This window comes from Frankia umida, from assembly GCF_023242945.1.
GTDB classification, from domain to species: domain Bacteria; phylum Actinomycetota; class Actinomycetes; order Frankiales; family Frankiaceae; genus Frankia; species Frankia umida.
The window spans coordinates 1-17419 of record NZ_JALKFT010000057.1; the positions used below are offsets into that span (position 1 = coordinate 1).

The 17419-nt window shown below is 70.1% G+C and carries 13 protein-coding genes; 5 read left to right on the top strand and 8 right to left on the bottom strand.

The genetic code is table 11. The features are described from left to right. Positions 1-174: 174 nt before the first annotated feature. The 3 genes from MXD59_RS25055 to MXD59_RS25065 all read right to left on the bottom strand — a co-directional run bounded on the left by MXD59_RS25055 (position 175) and on the right by MXD59_RS25065 (position 4300). Positions 175-1341: an ABC transporter substrate-binding protein gene (locus MXD59_RS25055; RefSeq protein ID WP_248827037.1), complete on the bottom strand. Its 1167-nt coding sequence runs from the start codon at positions 1339-1341 to the stop codon at positions 175-177. A gap of 273 nt (positions 1342-1614) precedes the next feature. Next, a complete protein-coding gene (locus MXD59_RS25060) occupies positions 1615-4029 on the bottom strand; it encodes a glycoside hydrolase family 3 N-terminal domain-containing protein (RefSeq protein ID WP_248827038.1) in 2415 nt (804 codons plus the stop codon). 28 nt (positions 4030-4057) lie between these two features. After that, on the bottom strand, positions 4058-4300 hold the full coding sequence (locus tag MXD59_RS25065; protein WP_248827039.1) for a hypothetical protein: 243 nt from the start codon (positions 4298-4300) through the stop codon (positions 4058-4060). 406 nt (positions 4301-4706) lie between these two features. Between MXD59_RS25065 and MXD59_RS25070 the strand changes: the two genes are divergently transcribed. Beyond that, a complete protein-coding gene (locus MXD59_RS25070; RefSeq protein WP_248827040.1) occupies positions 4707-5591 on the top strand; it encodes an alpha/beta hydrolase in 885 nt (294 codons plus the stop codon). Between the two features lie 25 nt (positions 5592-5616). On the opposite strand, the gene galK is transcribed toward MXD59_RS25070, so the two are convergent. From galK to MXD59_RS25085, 3 genes are read right to left on the bottom strand one after another with little or no spacing between them, the layout of a single operon-like run. Beyond that, on the bottom strand, positions 5617-6768 hold the full coding sequence (gene galK / locus MXD59_RS25075) for a galactokinase (protein ID WP_248827041.1): 1152 nt from the start codon (positions 6766-6768) through the stop codon (positions 5617-5619). Beyond that, the gene (gene galT / locus MXD59_RS25080; protein WP_248827042.1) at positions 6765-7739 is read right to left on the bottom strand and encodes a galactose-1-phosphate uridylyltransferase; all 975 of its coding nucleotides are present in this window, start codon (positions 7737-7739) and stop codon (positions 6765-6767) included. Before galT ends, galK begins: the two co-directional genes overlap by 4 nt. Then, positions 7736-7960, bottom strand: coding sequence for a hypothetical protein (locus MXD59_RS25085; RefSeq protein ID WP_248827043.1), 225 nt, complete (start codon positions 7958-7960; stop codon positions 7736-7738). Before MXD59_RS25085 ends, galT begins: the two co-directional genes overlap by 4 nt. Before the next feature lie 466 nt (positions 7961-8426). Between MXD59_RS25085 and MXD59_RS25090 the strand changes: the two genes are divergently transcribed. From MXD59_RS25090 to MXD59_RS25105, 4 genes are all read left to right on the top strand, one after another. Continuing rightward, positions 8427-10928 (top strand): glycoside hydrolase family 2 TIM barrel-domain containing protein, encoded by a 2502-nt coding sequence (locus MXD59_RS25090; protein ID WP_248827044.1) that lies wholly within the window; start codon positions 8427-8429, stop codon positions 10926-10928. Between the two features lie 190 nt (positions 10929-11118). Then, positions 11119-12309: an ABC transporter substrate-binding protein gene (locus MXD59_RS25095; protein ID WP_248827045.1), complete on the top strand. Its 1191-nt coding sequence runs from the start codon at positions 11119-11121 to the stop codon at positions 12307-12309. A 79-nt stretch (positions 12310-12388) separates the two neighbouring features. Beyond that, a complete protein-coding gene (locus tag MXD59_RS25100) occupies positions 12389-15115 on the top strand; it encodes an ABC transporter permease subunit (RefSeq protein WP_248827046.1) in 2727 nt (908 codons plus the stop codon). Beyond that, entirely contained in the window at positions 15112-15870 is a 759-nt protein-coding gene (locus MXD59_RS25105; protein WP_248827047.1) for an ABC transporter ATP-binding protein, read from the top strand. Before MXD59_RS25100 ends, MXD59_RS25105 begins: the two co-directional genes overlap by 4 nt. A gap of 61 nt (positions 15871-15931) precedes the next feature. On the opposite strand, the gene MXD59_RS25110 is transcribed toward MXD59_RS25105, so the two are convergent. Both MXD59_RS25110 and MXD59_RS25115 read right to left on the bottom strand, forming a co-directional pair. Next, positions 15932-16654: a TetR/AcrR family transcriptional regulator C-terminal domain-containing protein gene (locus MXD59_RS25110; RefSeq protein ID WP_248827048.1), complete on the bottom strand. Its 723-nt coding sequence runs from the start codon at positions 16652-16654 to the stop codon at positions 15932-15934. Continuing rightward, the gene (locus tag MXD59_RS25115) at positions 16651-17289 is read right to left on the bottom strand and encodes a GDSL-type esterase/lipase family protein (RefSeq protein ID WP_248827049.1); all 639 of its coding nucleotides are present in this window, start codon (positions 17287-17289) and stop codon (positions 16651-16653) included. The genes MXD59_RS25110 and MXD59_RS25115 overlap by 4 nt, the downstream gene beginning before the upstream one ends. Positions 17290-17419 lie beyond the last annotated feature (130 nt).

Below are 17419 nucleotides of genomic sequence, written 5' to 3' on the forward strand. Positions count from 1 at the left end.
CGGTCGACGATCGTGACCATCGACGGGGTCGAGCAGGCGGCACCGGCCCCCAGGTTCTCCAGGACACCTCCGGCCCCGCCCCGCCCACCCGATCCCGGTGCCACCGACGCCGCGGCGGCCCTGCGCGCCTGGGCTCCGTGACCGGGACCTCCCCCGGCCGGGCCCCCGGTCACGTCAGTGGGCGCTGCCAGGGGTGACGCGTTCTCCGCAGAAGTTGGGAGAGACGAGGACCAGATCCGTGCCGGTGGCGTTGACCGCGGTGAACGGGTAGCAGACAGGTGCCCTGCCGAAGTCCCTCTCGAAGTCGACGGTCGGGATGAGGCCACCGGCCGTGTAGTTCTTCACGGCGCGCAGGCCGGTGATGAAGCTCTGCCGGGTGGGGCAGGGGCCGGAGGCTTCGAGGCCACGAACGAACATGTCACCCAGGAGATACCCGGTCTCGGCGAGAACGCTGAGGCTGTCGTCCAGTTCAGGAGCGAAGCGGGCTGTGGCGGCCCGGTAGGCGGCGGCACTCGGCGACGCCGAATCCGGCGATATAATAAGATACGTGGTCAGGCCGGCCAGTAGTGGACCGTACTCGCGGAGCAGGTCGTCGCCGGGAGGCTGACTGCCGCTGAGGATGACCTTCAGTGGAACCCCGGCCTGCCGGACCGCGGCAACGATGCGTGCGAAGGTGTCGGTCGTCAGGGTGCTGGCCAGAGTGTCCACCTGTTCGGTGCGAATCAGGCGAATAATCTCTCTGATCTGACTGTCGGTGGGCGACTCGTCGGCGTTCGCGGAGAGCGTCGGAATGCGGACCGAAACAAAGCTGGCGCGCATCTGTTCGGCGATGTCGTCCGTGATGTGGAGGCCGGCGGGATCGCCGACGACGAGGGCACGGGAACCGCCCTGTTCTCGCGCGTACGCACCGAGGGTGGTCACAACTTCCGCAGCGGGGGTGGCGCTGCTGGGAAGGGCGTAGGTGAACATGTTGCGGTAGCGAGACCAGGCGGCATCCGTTCCGATACCGACCACCGGGACGTTTTCCGCGGCGAGATAGCCGGCTCCACCGGAGGATGCGGCGGTCGCCTCGATGACGGCGAAGGCATGGTCCTTCTCCACGAGGCCCCGACTGACCACCGCGTTGGTGTCCGCCCGACCCCGATCATCCGACCAGGTGTAGTGAATCTGGCGGCCGTGCACGCCGCCAGATTCGTTCACGACACCCAGCCTGGCGTTCAGTCCCGAGCGCACCGGCTGGAAGGTTCTGGCAAGTGCTCCGCTGTCCGGATAGACGAGACCGATCCGGACCTCGTTCCTCGATACCCCGGGGGTGTTGCAGGACGAGGCTGAGCTGGCCATACCGTTGTGGCAGCCCGCCAACGGGGCCAGGAATAACAGCACGGCGGATAAGGCCGACAGTGGGCGAGCTTTCACGGCAGGACCCTTCCGGGCTTCGATCCTCTATTTTGGCGCACAGCACGGTCATGATGTGGAGCTCTGGGAACAGTCGTTCCTCGATCGGCCCGGTGATGGTGCCGTTCCGGCTCCGTGGGATCGCGGTGACCATCGCGGGCGGCTGTCGATACCGTGTTACGATCTCGCCCGCCGCCTCGGTGGGGTCGATGGACGGGGCTACGAGCCCTGGCTCGTCCCGAGCCGTGTGACGTCCACCGTCGGCAGGAAGGTGCGCTTCTCGGGTGTGAGAACGCGCCGATCTCCGACAATCCGCAGCGACGCCTCGTGTCGCCGGTCGTCGGAGGACGCGCCGACGAACAGGTCAACCCTGGCGGCCTCGACCGCGATCCGATGGTCGAGGCCGCTGAAGGCGAACTGGTCGGCCGAGAGCTGGAAGGTCACCCGAGCGGCTTCGCCCGGGTCGAGTTCGACCCGGGCGAAGCCGGCGAGCTGCTGCGCGGGTCGGGTGACCACCGCCGCGTTGACGCGGGCGTAGAGCTGCACGACCTCCGCGCCGGTCCGTTCGCCGACGTTGGTCACGGTCAGTGTCACCGTCGCGGTACCGTCGGTGCCGATCTCCGACGTGGTCTCGAGGTCGGACAGGTCGAAGCTGGTGTAGCTACGGCCGAATCCGAAGGGGTACTGCGGGGTGGCCGACAGGTCACGGTAGTGCAGGCCCCGGATGACGGCCGGTCGGCGATATCCGCTGTCCGCGCGCTGGTAGTGATAGATCGGGAACTGCCCACCATGCCGAGGGACGGTGTAGGGCAGTTTTCCGCCGGGATTGACCTCGCCGAACAGCACCCGGGCGAGCGCCCGCGGGCCCGTCTGGCCGGCGAAGGTCGCCACCATCAACGCGGCGGACTCGAGCACGGCCGCGGGCAGCGGGTAGGGCCGGCCCTGGATCAGAACGGTCACGTGGGGCGTACCGGCCGCGGCCACGGCGGCGGCCAGCTCGCGTTGGACCGCCGGCAGTTCGATGTCGGCCGTGTCGGTGCCCTCGCCCTCGGTGCCGCCACCGATCGCGGCACTGTGGCCGCCCAGCGCCAGGACGACGACATCGGCGTTGCGGGCGGCGTCGACCGCTCGGGCGAGTGCCTCACCGTCGAGGTGCTCGGTCAGCCCGCACCCGGGCTCCACGACGACCTCCGTGGCGAGGTCGGCGATCTCCTCGGCCAGCGACCGGGTCCCGTAACGGAACCGAATGTAGGCCTCGGAATCCAGGTCGCGGGTCTGCTCGCCTTCGGGGTCGGCGCGGAAGAAGTCCATGCCCGCCAGGTTCCCGAGGCCCCCCGCCTCCATGAACCGGTACATGTCCCGGCCGACCGGGTAGGTGTAGGTGGCGAACTGCTGGCGGGCCTCGTGCCCCAGCGGCCCGACGACGGCGACCTTCAGCCCCGGTCGCAACGGCAGTATGCCGTTGTTCTCGAGCAGGATCACGCTGCGTTCGGCCAGTTCGAGAGCCAGGTCGACGCCCTCGGCCGTGGTCGGGGTGATCTCCACCGGGCCTTCGGGCGCGTACGGCTGTTCGAACAGACCCAGCTCGAACTTGACCGTCAGCAGGCGCAGCACGGCGGCGTCCAGCTCCGCCATCGGGACGCGACCGGCCTCGACCTCCTCCGCCAGCGTCTCGCCGTAGGCGAAGACGAACGGCGCCTCGAGGTCCAGGCCGGCGTGCAGCGCGTACCGGGCGATCTCGGCCTTGTCGGTGGCGACCCGCTGGCGGTCCAGGGCGTGCTGCAGTGCCATGTAGTCGGCGACGACGAAGCCGTCGAAGCCCATCTGCTCGCGCAGCAGATCGTGCAACAGCTCACGGGACACCCCGGCGGGAACGCCGTCCACGTCGCCGTAGGAGGTCATCACCGACCGCAGTCCGGCGGAGTTGATCGCGGCCTCGATCGGGAAGGCGACCACGTCCCGGGTGAACCGGCTACCCGCCTCATAGGAGGAGGCGTTCAGCCCGCCCTGACCCAACCCGAAGCCGAGGAAGTGCTTGGCGGTGGCCACGACGCCCTGCGACAGGTCATCACTCTGGATTCCCCGGACGAACGCGACTCCGAACGTCGCGGCCAGCAGCGGGTCCTCGCCGTAGGTTTCGTGTACCCGCCCCCATCTGGGGTCGAAGGCGATGTCGAGGACCGGCGACAGCGCGTGCCGCAGACCCAGTCTGATCATCTGCTTACGAAGGATGTCGGTCATCTGGCGGACGAGCTCGGGACTCCACGTCGCGGCCAGCCCGATCGGCGTCGGAAAGACCGGATGCCGTGGCGTCACGACACCGTTGAGCGCCTCCACCTGGAACAGGGTCGGAATGCCCAGCCGGGTGCGCTCGACCAGGAACCGCTGGATCTCGTTGACCCCCGTCACGACGCGAGAGGGATCCTCGGTGTGCAGGGACACCACGGCTCCGATACCGGGGGTCAGCATCGTCGTCGCGGCGTCCTCGATCAGATGCCCCTCGCGCAGCAGCAGCATCGGCATCAGACATGTCAACTGTCGGGACTTCTCCGCGACGGTCATCCGCGCCAGGAGTAAACGGGCCCGCTCCTGAGGAGTCCTGGTCGGATCCAGATGGTCGGTGGCGACGGTCATGGCATTCTCCCTGGGAAGGCGGTACTGCTCAGTCGAGCAGCTGGGCGGGGGCCGACTGGTCCAGCTCGTTGGGGGACGACGGCGGCGACCTGCCTGGGTCACCGGTGAGGACGGAGCGCACCTGGTGGCAGTCCGGCCACACTCCCACCTCGCCGCCACGCGCGTCGAACACGCGGCCGGTGACGCCCGCGGCAGCGTCGGTGCACAACCACGACACGATCGGTGGCACGTGCGTCAACGGACCCGGGCCAGCCCTGGCCGCCTCGAACATCTCAGTTCTCGTCTGACGTGTGCGGATCGCCCGGCGGGGCGTCGCTCGGCCGGACATCACGCCGTTGGCGTCGACGATGAGCGACCGCCTGGTCGATGGTGCGGCTCTCGTCACCGACCAGGAGCGGCGCTGCCTCGACCCGCGGGCGCACGCTCGAGCTGCTGCTGGTCAGCAACGGCTCCGCTGCCACGGCCGTCCTCCCGATGCTCTGGCTGGGTCGTGTATCGCCGGAGCCTAGCCTATATTTCCCCTGGGGGAAATATAGGCTAGGCTCCACCCATCGAGGCGGTACGCGCCCGCGTCGGTGCAGGCCGGCGCGGCGCGCCCGTCCTGCCCTCACCGGTTTTTCTCCCGGCGGTTCGAGACCCACCTGTCGCGAACAGAGTCCGTGGAAAGGGAGTCGCACGTGGCAGAGCGCTCGCGTCGTGGTGGCACCAGGACAGTCGACCGTGACGTGGAGATCCGCGACGTCGACGTCCCGGTTGGTGATGTACGGATCCGGGCAAGGCTGTACGGGCCGACCACGGCGCCGAGTACGACGGCGCTGCTGTGGATGCACGGCGGCGGCTTCTCCGGCGGGTCGATCGACATGCCGGAAGGGGACGCGGTGTCCCGGGCGTTCGCGCGCGGGGGAGTGACCGTGCTCAGCGTCGACTACCGACGCGTGCCGCCGCTGAGCCGCGCGCGGCGTTGGCGCGGCGCGGCGGCGGTGCGGTTCCCCACCCCCGTGCTCGACTGCCTCGCCGCCTGGCATCGGCTTGTGGCCGAAGCGGAGTCGCTGGGGCTTGCGGCCGATCGGGTCTTCGTGGGCGGGGCGAGCGCCGGTGCCAACCTCGCCGTCATGAGCACGCTGCGGGCCGCGACCGAGGGGCTCGTGGCGCCGGCCGGGCTGCTGCTGGCCTACCCGCTGCTGCATCCCGTGCTGCCGGCCCGGCCGCTCGCGGCCAACCGGGGACTGCGCACCCGGGTGCTGAGTCGGGTCGCGCAACGCTCGGTCCGGATGATGGCGGCCAACTTCGTCGGAGCGGCGAACATCGCCCGTGCCGCCGAGGCGTTCGCGCGCCCGACGGACCTCGACGGCTTCCCACCGACCCTGGTCATCACCGGCGAGCATGACCCGCTGCGCCCGTCGGGCGAGGCCTTCGCCGACGATCTGCGGACCCGCGGGGTCGAGGTCGACTGCCAGACGGAGCCGGATGTTCACCATGGCCACCTCAACCATCCCGCCACGGCGCCCTTCGACCACACGATGTCGGCCTTCGGCGCCTGGCTGGCCGCACACGCTGGGTGACCGTACGCCTCAGGTGAACATGTGATTAGTAGACGCGGGCCGCGCCGTGGGATGGGCGCGTCTCGAAGGCCCGCGGTGAGAGGAAGCCGTGGGCCCCGAAGGCCGCGGTCACCGCGGCGGTCGCGGCGGCAACGGCCGTTTCGGGCAGCAGGGCCACGGCGCAGCCACCGAAGCCGCCGCCGGTCATGCGGGCAGCGATCGCGCCGGCGTCGAGCAGGGTGTCCACGGCGAGATCGAGCTCGGCGCAGGAGATCCGGAAGTCGTCGCGCATGGATGCCTGTGACGCCGCGAAGATCTCGCCGAGGCCGGTCAGATCGTCGTGGCGCAGCGCGGCCACCGCCAGCCGGACCCGCTCGATCTCCGTGACCACATGTCGGGCGACGCGTCGCTGCTCACCGACCAGCGTGGTCCGCACCGCGGTGACCGTCGCGTCCCGCAGCGCCTGGACGCCGAGAGTCCGGGCGGCATCCTCGCAGGTCGCGCGCCGCCGGGCGTAGCCGCCATCGGCGTTGGCGTGGCTGACGCGGGTGTCGACGACCAGCAGAGTCAGGCCCGACTCCCGGCCGGGCAGCGGGACGGGCTCGAACGCCAGCGACCGGCAGTCGAGCAGCAGCGCGTGGTCGGCCCGCCCGTGCATGGCCGCCATCTGATCCATGATCCCGACGGGCGCGCCGACCATGTCCGTCTCGGCTCGGCGGGCCACGGTCGCCAGGGCGGTGCGGTCCGTCTCCAGGCCGGCGAGCTCGGCCACGGCCAGCGTGACCGCACAGGTCAGCGCCGCCGACGAGGACAGTCCAGCGCCGGCCGGCACCTGCGAGGTGACGACGATGTCCAGGCCGGGCGGCCCAGTCCGCGGCCAGCCCAGCGCCCACACCGCGCCGAGCACATAGGCCGGCCATCCGGTCACGGCGCCGGGCCGCAGGTCGCCGGTGTCCACGGCGGCCGTGCCCGGACGGTCCAGGGACTGACAGGTGAGCCTGTCGTCGTCGCGCGGCGCGACCGCGGCCAGCGCGGCGGAGTCGATGGCGTACGGGAGGACCAGGCCATCGTTGTAGTCGGTGTGCTCACCCATCAGGTTGACCCGCCCCGGCGCGGCCCACACCCCTGCCGGTGGCCGGCCGTGGCGCGCGCGGAACTCGGTGGCGAGCCGGGCCGCGAGAGCGTCCCGGTCGCTCATCCCATCGCCCCCCGCAGCGCGGCGGCGGCCCGCTCCGGTGCCACGTCGGTCAGGAAGGCGCCCCCGGCGAGCTCCGAGCCGGCCAGGTACTTGAGCCTGGTCGCGGACCGGTGGGGCGGTGTGAACTCGACGTGCAGGTGGGAGACCGGGTCCCAGTCGCGTTCGTCGTCGGTCGGCCGACCGTGTACGGCCATCACGTAGGGCAGCGAGAAACCGAACAGCCGGTCGTAGCCCCGGGTCAGCCGGTGCAGAAGCCCGCTCAGGTCGGCCCGCTCCTGTTCGCCCAGCGCGCCCAGGTCCGGGCGGTGGGCGCGCGGAACCACATGCACCTCGTAGGGAAACCGGGCCCAGAACGGAACGAACGCGATCGCGGTCGGGGCGGTCAGAACACACCGCGGACCGGCTGCCTCCGCCGCGACGACGTCACATTCCACGCACCGGCCGGTGCGGTCCCGGTAGGCGCTGGCGGCCCGCAGCTCCCGGGCAGGTCGCGGCGGCACCTCGGGATAGGCGTAGATCTGACCGTGCGGATGGGCCAGGGTGACCCCGATGACCTCGCCCTTGTTCTCGAACGGCATCACGTAGGAGACGCCGGGTGTCGCGCCGAGGACGGCGACCCGATCGGCCCAGACGTCGACGAGCATCCTGACCCGGTCGGCCGGCAGATCGGCGAAGGTCGTGTGGTGGTCGTCGGAGTAGACCACCACCTCGCAGCGGCCGAACGCCGGCGCCACCGGGTACAACTCGGTTCCCGCCACCTCGGGTGCCGGTGGCTGGGGTGACAGCGACGGGAAACGGTTGTCGAAGGTCACCACCTCGTAGGCCGCGCGTGGCACCTCGGTCAGCCGCCCGCCCGGACGGCTCGGGCACAACGGACAGTCGTCGGTGGGCGGCTTGTACATCCGATCCTGGCGGTGCGTCGCGAACGTCACCCACTCGTCGGCGGTCGGGTCGTACCGACGCTCGGTCACCGCGCGCTGTCCGTGCCCCGGCGAGCTTCGTCCGCGGAGTCCGGGCCGACCGTCGGGAGACTGTAGTAGGTGATCCGTCGACCGTCCGGGAGGGTGGCCACCCGACGCAGCAGACCGGTCCGGGTGCCCGGAACGCGCTCGACCGGTCCGTCGGCCGGGTGACCCGAACCGCCGGGCCCGTCCGGCTCGCGGGGCACTTCGGCAACCTCGGATCCCTGCATGTCGGCCTCCTCCATACCAGCAACCCGCCCTGTCGGATCCGCCGCAGGATCTCGGCTCCGCTGGCGACGACCCGCGCGCTCGGCAACCGAGGGGACGCCGGACCCGAGGAACGCGAACGGGTGGCTCGAGGCCGGTCCGCCGCGATCTCGAAACGTCGACCGGCAGCAACGGGAGGCGCCGGGTTCGCCCGCGGCCGGTGACCGTGACTTGACCGGTAACACACTCGCTAGTAGTTTCTCCCGCCAGGGAGATATTAGCTCCTGGTGGCGAGTTGTGGGCAGTGTCAGGTGTCACAGTGGAGCGTCCCGGAGGGGCGGGTGCCGGGTCGGTCGGCAGAAGACGGCCCGCCGCGGGCTCGGCGACGCGATCGCGGGCGACCGACCCATTTCCCGATCATGGTGAACGGTCGACCCGGGCCGCCCGCCTCATGGCTCATGGCGATGGGCCGGATGTGTAGGAGTGCTCATGATCCGCAGTTCGTTCAACCAGGGCTGGCACGTCAGCAGGGAGCACGGTGACGGCTCGGGGGTGTCGATCGGCCCGGTGACGGTTCCCCACGACGCCATGCTGTTCGAGCAGCGGGACCCGAAGGCCGTCAACAGCCACAACACCGGATACTTTCCCGGGGGCGTCTACCGCTATACGAAGACGTTCCGGGCGGCCGAGGAATGGCGTGGTCGTAGCGTCACCCTGGAGTTCGAGGGTGTGTACATGCGTTCGGAGGTCTTCGTCAACGGGCGTCTCGCCGGCGGCCGCCCCTCCGGCTACGCGGTTTTCCAGGTCACGCTGGACACGTTTCTTGACTACGGCACCGACAACCGCGTCGAAGTCGTCGCACACAACGATCGTGGGCCGAACAGCCGCTGGTATTCCGGCAGTGGTATCTACCGGCCGGTGCATCTTCTCGTCGGCGACCGCCTGCGGGTGACCCCCGATGGTCTGCGGATCAGCACGAAGTCGGTCGAGCGCACCGAGGCGGTCGTCGAAGTCCAGATCGAGACCGTCAACGACGGTACCGAGAGCCGTACGGTGACCGTCACCACCACCCTGCGGGGCCCGCGCGCCACCACCGGTCCGATCGAGGAGCGGCTGTCGCTCGGACCCGGTGAGAAAAAGACACTGCGCCAGCGCGTCACGGTGCCGGCGCCGGCGCTCTGGTCCCCGGAAAGTCCACAGCTCCACACCGCCACCGTTGTCCTGGCCGACGGCGACCAGATCGTCGACGAAGCCGTCGCCGACTTCGGGATCCGTACGGTGTCCGTGGACGCCCGCCGCGGCCTGCGCATCAACGGTGAGCCCGTGAAACTGCGCGGGGCAGCGATCCACCACGACAACGGGGTCATCGGTGCGCACACGCTGGACGCGGCCGAGGAACGCCGGGTCCGCATCCTGCGGGAAAGCGGTTTCAACGCGATTCGCAGCGCACACAACCCGATCTCCCGGGCGACCCTGCGCGCCTGCGACCGCCACGGCGTGCTCGTCATGGACGAGCTCACCGACGTGTGGTGGCGGCCAAAAAGCAGAGCTGACTACTCCGCGGAGTTCGAGCAGTGGTGGGAGCGGGACCTCGAAGCGCTCGTCGCGAAGGACTTCAACCACCCGTCGGTGATTCTCTACTCCATCGGCAACGAGATCCCCGAGACCGCGACCGCCCAGGGTGTTCAGCGCAACCGTGAGATGGCCGACCGTACCCGCGAGCTCGACCCGACCCGCCTCGTGACCAACTGTATCAATGGCTTCCTCAACCTCATCTTTCGCGGGAAGGGTGAGAAGGTCGAGGTGAAGACCACCGGTGAGAAGGGCGGCGACGCCCCGAACAAGAACCTCATCGCCGTGCTCAACCTCCTCATGGGGATCCTGCACCCGGCGCTTCGCCGCATCGTCCGACTGCCGGCGGTCGATCGCCGGACCCGTGACGCCTACGCCGCCCTCGACGTCGCCGGATACAACTACATGGCCGGCCGCTACCGAAAGGACGCGAAGCTCCACCCCGAGCGGGTGATCGTCGGCAGTGAGACGGGGCCGACGGAGACGGTCCCGATCTGGCGCGAGATCGAGACGATGCCGCACGTCATCGGCGACTTCACCTGGACCGGCTGGGACTACATCGGAGAGGCCGCCATCGCGGTACTCCCGTATGGCCGGCGACCTAGCCTGTTCGGCCCCTGGCCGGCGCTGCTGGCGGGCGAGCCGGTGATCGACATCACCGGGCATCGCCAGACCCAGTCCTATCTCAACGAGATCGCCTGGCACCTGCGCAAGGCCCCCCATCTCGCCGTCCAACCGGTGAACCACTCCGGCGAGAAGCAGTACTCCAACGCCTGGCGCAGCACCAACTCCCTCCACAGCTGGAGCTGGGAGGGCCATGAGGGGCGGACCGCGGTGGTCGAGGTGTACGCCGACGCCCACCGGGTCGAACTGCTGCTCAACGGAGACCGGGTCGGCGACGCGCCAGCGGGACCGGAGCAGGACTACCTGGCCACGTTCTCCCTCCCGTACCAGCCCGGGAACCTCACCGCCGTCGCCTATGACGCGGACGGCGGGGAGCTCGGTCGGGACACCCTGACCAGCGCCGGCCCAGAGCTGCGGCTCCAGGTACAACCCGAAGGCAGCGAGCTGCGGGCCGACGGAGCCGACCTCGGCTATCTCCCCATCGCGCTCACGGACGCCGCGGGAACGGTGCGCCCCCTGGCCGACCGCACGGTCACGGTCCAGGTGACCGGCGCCGGCACACTGCTCGGATTCGGGAGTGCCCGACCCGTCACCGAGGAGAGCTTCTCGGCCGGCCGGTACTCGACCTACTGGGGACGAGCGCTCGCGGTAGTCCGGGCCGGACACGAGGCCGGCGACGTCACGGTCACCGTGACCGCCGCCGGCTGCGAGCCGGTGACGGTCGTTGTGCCGGTGACGGCCGTTGCGCCGGTGACGGCCGTGGGCCGCGCCGTCCCCGCGAAGTCCGGCCAGTAGCTGCCCTGACCCGTCTCGTCATGGGGCCCAGACCGCTGTGGCGATCCATGAACCCCAGCCTTCGTCGAACCCCAGCCTTCGTCGCCGCGTCGACCGGCGCACGGGAAGAACTTCTGAGAGGACGAACCAGATGCGCCGAGACCGAGCACGGAGAACAAACCGGATGCGCCTGCGCGCGTTATCGGCCGGTGTGGTCGCACTGGCGATCGCTGTCGTCGCGGCGGGTTGCTCGTCGAGCTCCGGCGGCACCAGCGCAGCCGGGTCGACCTGGAAGCTGGGCAGTCCCCTGACGTGTAGCGGTCCGCTCGCCTCGTCCGCCGGCCCGTACTGCGACGCGGTGAGGGCGTGGGCGAAGTCGGTCAACGCCAGCGGCGGCATCAACGGCCACAGGATCGACCTGATCGTCAAGGACGACGCCGGCAACCCGGCCACCGGGCTCAGGAACGTCCGGGAGCTGGTCGAGAAAGATCATGTCATCGCCCTGGTCGGCCTCCCACCCGCCTATACTTTCAGTGCCTATCTCAAGGCAAAGAAGATCCCCGCGATCGGTATCATCGGAAATTCCGACTACCGGAACCCCTCGTTTTTCAACGTGGGTCTCAACCCGTTCGCCAGCGTCTTCTCGGTCAGCCAGGAGACGAGCCGTGTCGGCGTCAGGAACTTCGGCTTCGCCTACTGCGCGGAATCCGCGGGGTGCGCCCAGTCACTGCCGATCATCCAGGCGGCGGCCGGCGGGTTCGGGCAGACCACGACGTCGGTCAAGGTCTCCTCGTCCGCTGCCGACTACACCGCACCGTGTCTGCAGCTGAAGAACGCCGGAGTGCAGGCGATGCTCATCGGCGCGGGGTCCGACGTCGTTCTGCGTGTGCTGGACTCGTGTGTCGCGCAGGGCCTGAAGGCGCGGGTCGCCGCCCCAGCCCAGGCGATCGAGCCGAACGACTGGCTCAAGGACAGGAACACCGAAGGCGCGATCGCGATCAGCGGCTATGCGCCGTGGTACGACACCACGATCCCGGGTATCAGGGCCTTCCAGGCGGGCATGGCGAAGTACGCCCCCGGCACCGAGACCGGGGCGGCCGCCTCGGCTGCCTGGTCGATCGCCGAGGTGTTCAAGGGGGCAGCGCAGGCCGCTCACCTTGGCGACAACCCCACTCCCGCGCAGGTGACCCAGGCGCTGCACGGACTCCAGGGCTTCACCGCGGACGGACTTCTTCCGCCGCTGAGCTATCCGCAGGGGGCGGAGCAGAACCTGGCCTCGTCCAACTGCTACTTCACCTTCACCATCAAAAGCGGCGCGTTCGCCTCTGTGAACGGCGGCAGGGCCGAGTGCATCGACCAGCAGAAGCTGGCCCCGTTCGTGAAGCTGCTTCCAGCCAGCTGACAGCCACCGGACCGGGTGGGGCGACCGAGAACCGGGTCGCCTCACCCGCGATATCCGTTGCCGTGAGCACGAAAGGGTCATGGAATTGTTACCCTTCATCATCGCCGGACTGGTTACCGGCGCGGTCTACGGGCTCGCGGGCGCCGGTCTGGTTCTGACGTACAAGACCTCGGGCGTGTTCAACTTCGCCCATGGCGCCCTCGCCACCATCGCCGCGTACGCCTTCTACTTCCTCCATGTTCAGCACGGGGTGCCGTGGCCGCTGGCCGGTGCCCTGGTCCTGGTCGTTCTCGGCCCGCTCGGCGGGGTGGCGTTCGCCCGTTTCGCCAGAGCCCTCGCCGGCGCCAGCCTCGCGCTGCGGGTCACGGCGACGGTCGGTGTCCTGCTGCTGGTGCAGACCGGATTCCAGCTCATCTACGGGACCCGGTCCCGCACGATCCCGTCCTTCCTGCCGACGAACGTGGTCACGATCTTCGGCACCCGGGTCACCGCTGAAAAAATCATCATCTTCGTCGTCGCGGTGGCTGCCACCGTCGCGCTTTCGGTGTTCTTCCGCCGCGCGCGGCTGGGGATCGCGATGCGCGCCGTCGTGGACAACTCCGAGTTGCTCGATCTGGCCGGTACCAACCCCAACCGCGCCCGGCAGTGGGCCTGGACCATCGGCATCGTCTTCGCGATGACCTCCGGCCTTCTGCTGGCCTCCTCCGTGCCCCTGGACCAGACGACGCTGACCCTTCTGGTCGTCCAGGCCTTCGGCGCCGCGGCCATCGGATCGTTCACCAGCCTGCCGATCACCTTCCTGGGGGGACTGGCGATCGGGCTGCTGGGCTCCCTCGGCACGAAGTACTTCACCAGCGGTTTTCTCGCCCAGGTGCCGGCGAGCCTGCCGTTCATCGTCCTGTTCCTGGTGCTGCTGCTGTTCCCGAGGCGGTGGCTGCAGTCCCGCGTCCCGCGTGCCCCCGACCGTCGGGCGAACTGGGTGGCGCCGTCCGCGCTGCAGGTGGGTGCCGGCGTCGTGATTCTCGTGGTCCTCGTGCTGGTGCCCAGCTTCGCGGGTTTCCACCTGGGGGACTGGACGGTCACGCTCACCATGGTGATGCTCTTCCTGTCACTCGGCTTGCTGGTCCGGACCTCAGGGCAGGTGTCGCTGTGCCACATCGCGTTCACCGCGATCGGAGCCGCCGCCTTCTCGCACCTGGCCGTCGATCACCACTGGCCCTGGGGTCTCGCGCTCGCCGCGGCCGGACTGGTGGCCGTTCCCATCGGCGCCCTGCTGGCCATCCCGGCGACGCGGCATGGTGGCATCTACCTGGCTCTGGCCACCCTCGGGTTCGGCATCGCGGTGCAGCAGCTCTTCTACACCAAGAGCTTCATGTTCGGCGAGCTCAACCTCGGGCTGGCGATGCCCCGCCCCGCCCTGTGGGGCCTGGACTCTGACAGGGGCTTCTACTACGTGTGCCTCGCGCTGGCCGTGGTGACCACGTTCGCGATCATCGCCCTGGACCGTGGTCGGCTCGGCCGGCTGCTGCGGGGGATGGCCGATTCGCCGGTCGCGCTGGCCACGCACGGGGTCTCGGTGAACACGACCCGGGTCCTGGTCTTCTGCCTGTCGGCCTTCATCGCCGCGGTGGCCGGTGCCCTGGCCGGTATGGCCCAGCTGACCGTGGCGGCGGACAACTACCAGCCGTTGATCTCCCTGACGTATCTGACCCTCATCGTCGTCACGACCGGCACCGAGCCCTGGTATGCCCTGCAGGCGGCGGTGGCGCTGACGCTGGCCCCTTCGTACATAACCCTGGACAACATCGGGAACTACATCACCCTCCTCACGAGCGTGACCGTGATCCTCTACGCGCTGACGCCGGCTGACAGGCGCGCCGTGCCGGCCTGGCTGCGCGAAGCGGTCGACCGGGTCTTTCGGCGACCCGAACGATCCGCCCACGCGGGGCGGGACGGGGCGGTGCCGGCGCGAGCCACCTCGACAGCGACGCGGGTCGCTCCGCTGTCGCTGACGGTCGAGGGACTCCGGGTGCAGTTCGGTGGTCTGGTCGCGATCGACGACGTCGATCTCGCGGCCCGCACCGGGACCATCACCGGGCTCATCGGCCCCAACGGCGCGGGCAAGACCACGACGTTCAACGCCATCTCCGGGTTGATCCATCCCACCAGGGGTGGCCTCCGGCTCGATCTCGTGGACGTGACGCGACGCGGCCCAGCGGCCCGGGCGCGGCGAGGGGTCGGGCGGACGTTCCAGATCATGGAGCTGTTCGACACCATGACCGTGCGGCAGAACGTCGCGTTGGGGCTCGAGGCCGGACTGGCCGGTGGCAGTCCGGTGCGCCAGTTCCTGCCGCGCAGGTCCGACGCTGGCCAGGTGCGCGCGGCGGCCGCCGGCGCGCTGGCGCTGTGTGACCTGGTCGACCTGGCCGACCGGCAGGTGGGAACGCTGTCCACCGGGCAGCGGCGCCTGGTGGAGCTTGCTCGCTGTCTGGCCGGGGACTTCCGGATTCTGCTGCTGGACGAGCCGTCGTCCGGCCTCGACCGGGCGGAGACCGCTCGGTTCGGTGAGATTCTCCGTCAGGTGGTGAGCGAACGTGGGGTGGGCATTCTGCTCGTCGAACATGACATGGCCCTCGTCGGCGAGGTCTGCGACGAGCTCTACGTGCTCGATTTCGGGAAAATGCTGGCGTCCGGTCCCACGGCCGAGGTGTTGTCATCCGATGCCGTGCGCGCGGCGTATCTCGGCGGGGACACCGAAAACACGCCGGCCACGGCTTCACGATCAGTGAGCGAGGTCCAGCCGTGACCGGTCCGCAGCTGCGGCTCGAGGGTGTCAGCGCGGGGTACGGCCGCACGACGGTCCTGCGCGACATCGACCTGGAGATCCCCGCCGCCTCGGTGGTGGCCCTGCTGGGTTCCAACGGCGCGGGGAAGACGACGCTCCTGCGAGTGGCTTCCGGCCTCATGCGTCCCAGCGTGGGTCACGTCCTGGTCGACGACCAGGACGTGACCCACGAGGCGCCCAGCGAGCGGCGTCGCCACGGGGTGTGTCTGATTCCGGAAGGCCGCGGCATCTTCCGCTCGCTGACCGTCCGCGAGAACCTCCTCCTGCAGATCCCGCCGTGGGAGAAGGACACCTCGCTCGATCCCGCTCTGGAGATGTTTCCGGCGCTGCGGACACGCCTCGGCGACCTCGCGGGCCGGCTCTCGGGCGGCCAGCAGCAGATGGTCGCGCTCTCCCGGGCCTTCTTCGGGTCACCGTCGCTTGTGCTGCTCGACGAGGTCTCCATGGGCCTGGCCCCGATCGTGGTCGACACGATCTTCGAGGCGCTGCACGTGCTGGCCGCTCGCGGTACCGCCCTGCTGATCGTCGAGCAGTATGTGAGCCGGGCGCTCGCTGTGGCGGACCATGTCTACCTGATCGGCCACGGCAGCATCATCTTCCAGGGCAGTTCGGCCAGCCTGGACCAGGCCGCGGTGATGCGCCACTACCTCAGCCATGACCTGGCGGCCGGCCAGCCGGCGGCCGGTCACCCGGCGGTGGACCGCGGTCCGACCTGACCCGGCCCGGCCGGGCCTCGCCCCGGCGAGCCCCGGCCGCAGGGCGGCACCGGTGGTCGTCTCAGTCCTGACGGTGCTGTTCGAGCCACCGGGTGAGCCCGGAGACGATGGTCTCAAGGTAGAAGTCAAGGCTGTCCGGCCTGGACCAGTGACTCGTGGCGAACACGCGGCGAATCGTGGGCAGCGCCTCGTCGGGTAGCTCGGCGAGAACACGTCTGCTCGCGACCTCGGTGGGGTGCTGACCGAAACGCCTGGCCAGCAGTTCTGCCCGGGCATCCTCGAAGACCGCCGCGCAGATGAGGGTCAGCGCGCGGCCTGCGGCGGCGTCGTCGAACCCGGCGCCGAGCAGCGCGTGAAGCAGCTGGTCCGCGGGGCGCAGGACCCCGGCGCTGGGTAGCGTGCTGACATACAGGGACAGGGAGTTGCTGCTCAGCAGCGCTGCCCGCAGGCCCGTGGCAAAGACGCGGGTTGCCTGCGGCCAGTCGTCGAGCGGAAGAACGAGCTGGCCGAGCTCGGCGACCAGCGACCGGGCCGCGACCAGCGCAAGCAGCTCGTCGCGGCCCGGAATGTGGTAGTTGATGGCCTTGCGGTCCACGCCGAGCCGGTCGGCCACGGCCTGCAGTGTCAGGGCCTCGGGGTCGATCTCGGCCGCGGCCGCGACGATGAGCTCGCGGTTCAGGCGGGGTGGCCGTCCCGGGCCGCGGCGGCCCTCGGCTGGTGCGACCTTTGCCGGTGCGGCCGGAGGCGGTGTGCCCGCACCGGGTGGCCCGGAGGGCGTGCTCACGCGCGTTCCCCGGGAGCAGGGGGCCTGGCCAGGCGCCGCGCGCTCGGGTGGGCGAGCAGGTGCGGGCGCAGGATCTCGACCCATGCCCGGTAGCCGGCCGCGTTCAGGTGCAGGCCGTCGACGGTGAGCTCGCGCCGCAGCGAGCGATCCGGGGCCGCGAGAACCGGCCACAGGTCGAGGTACTGCGCTCCGGCGGTCGCCGCGATCCGCCGATAACGCGCGTTGAGCGCCTCGATGCGGTCGGCGAACCTCTGCTGGCGCGGCAGGACGCTGTTCACCAGGAGCGCAGCCTCCGGAGCGCCGTCCCGCACGGCTGCGACGAGCAGGCGGAACCGGTCCGCGATCGCGTCCGGCTGCCGGGAGTCACCGAGGTGCAGGTCGTTCGTTCCGGCCAGGATGCTGACGACCGCGGGCCGGTGCAGCGCGCTGTCGAGGCGCGCGGTCATCTGGGCGACCCGGTCCCCGCTGATGCCGCGATTGGCGGTGCGCAGCTCGGGAAACCATCCCTCCCAGGTACATCCCTCGGTGATGCTGTCGCCGAGGAAGACCACCGCGCCCGTCGGCGGCGGCAGCGCTCGGAACAGCGCCACCCGCTTGGCCGAACTCCGCAGCTGCAGCCGCGCCTGGCGGCTCATCGAGGTTCCTGCCCGGGGCGGGTCTCGACCGACGCGAGCCCGACCGGCGGGAGAAAGTGCCCCTATGTCCTTCGTCAAGCCGGTGAGGGGGTCGGGGCCTGGTAGAAGGTCCCATCGCGAAGCATCGCGT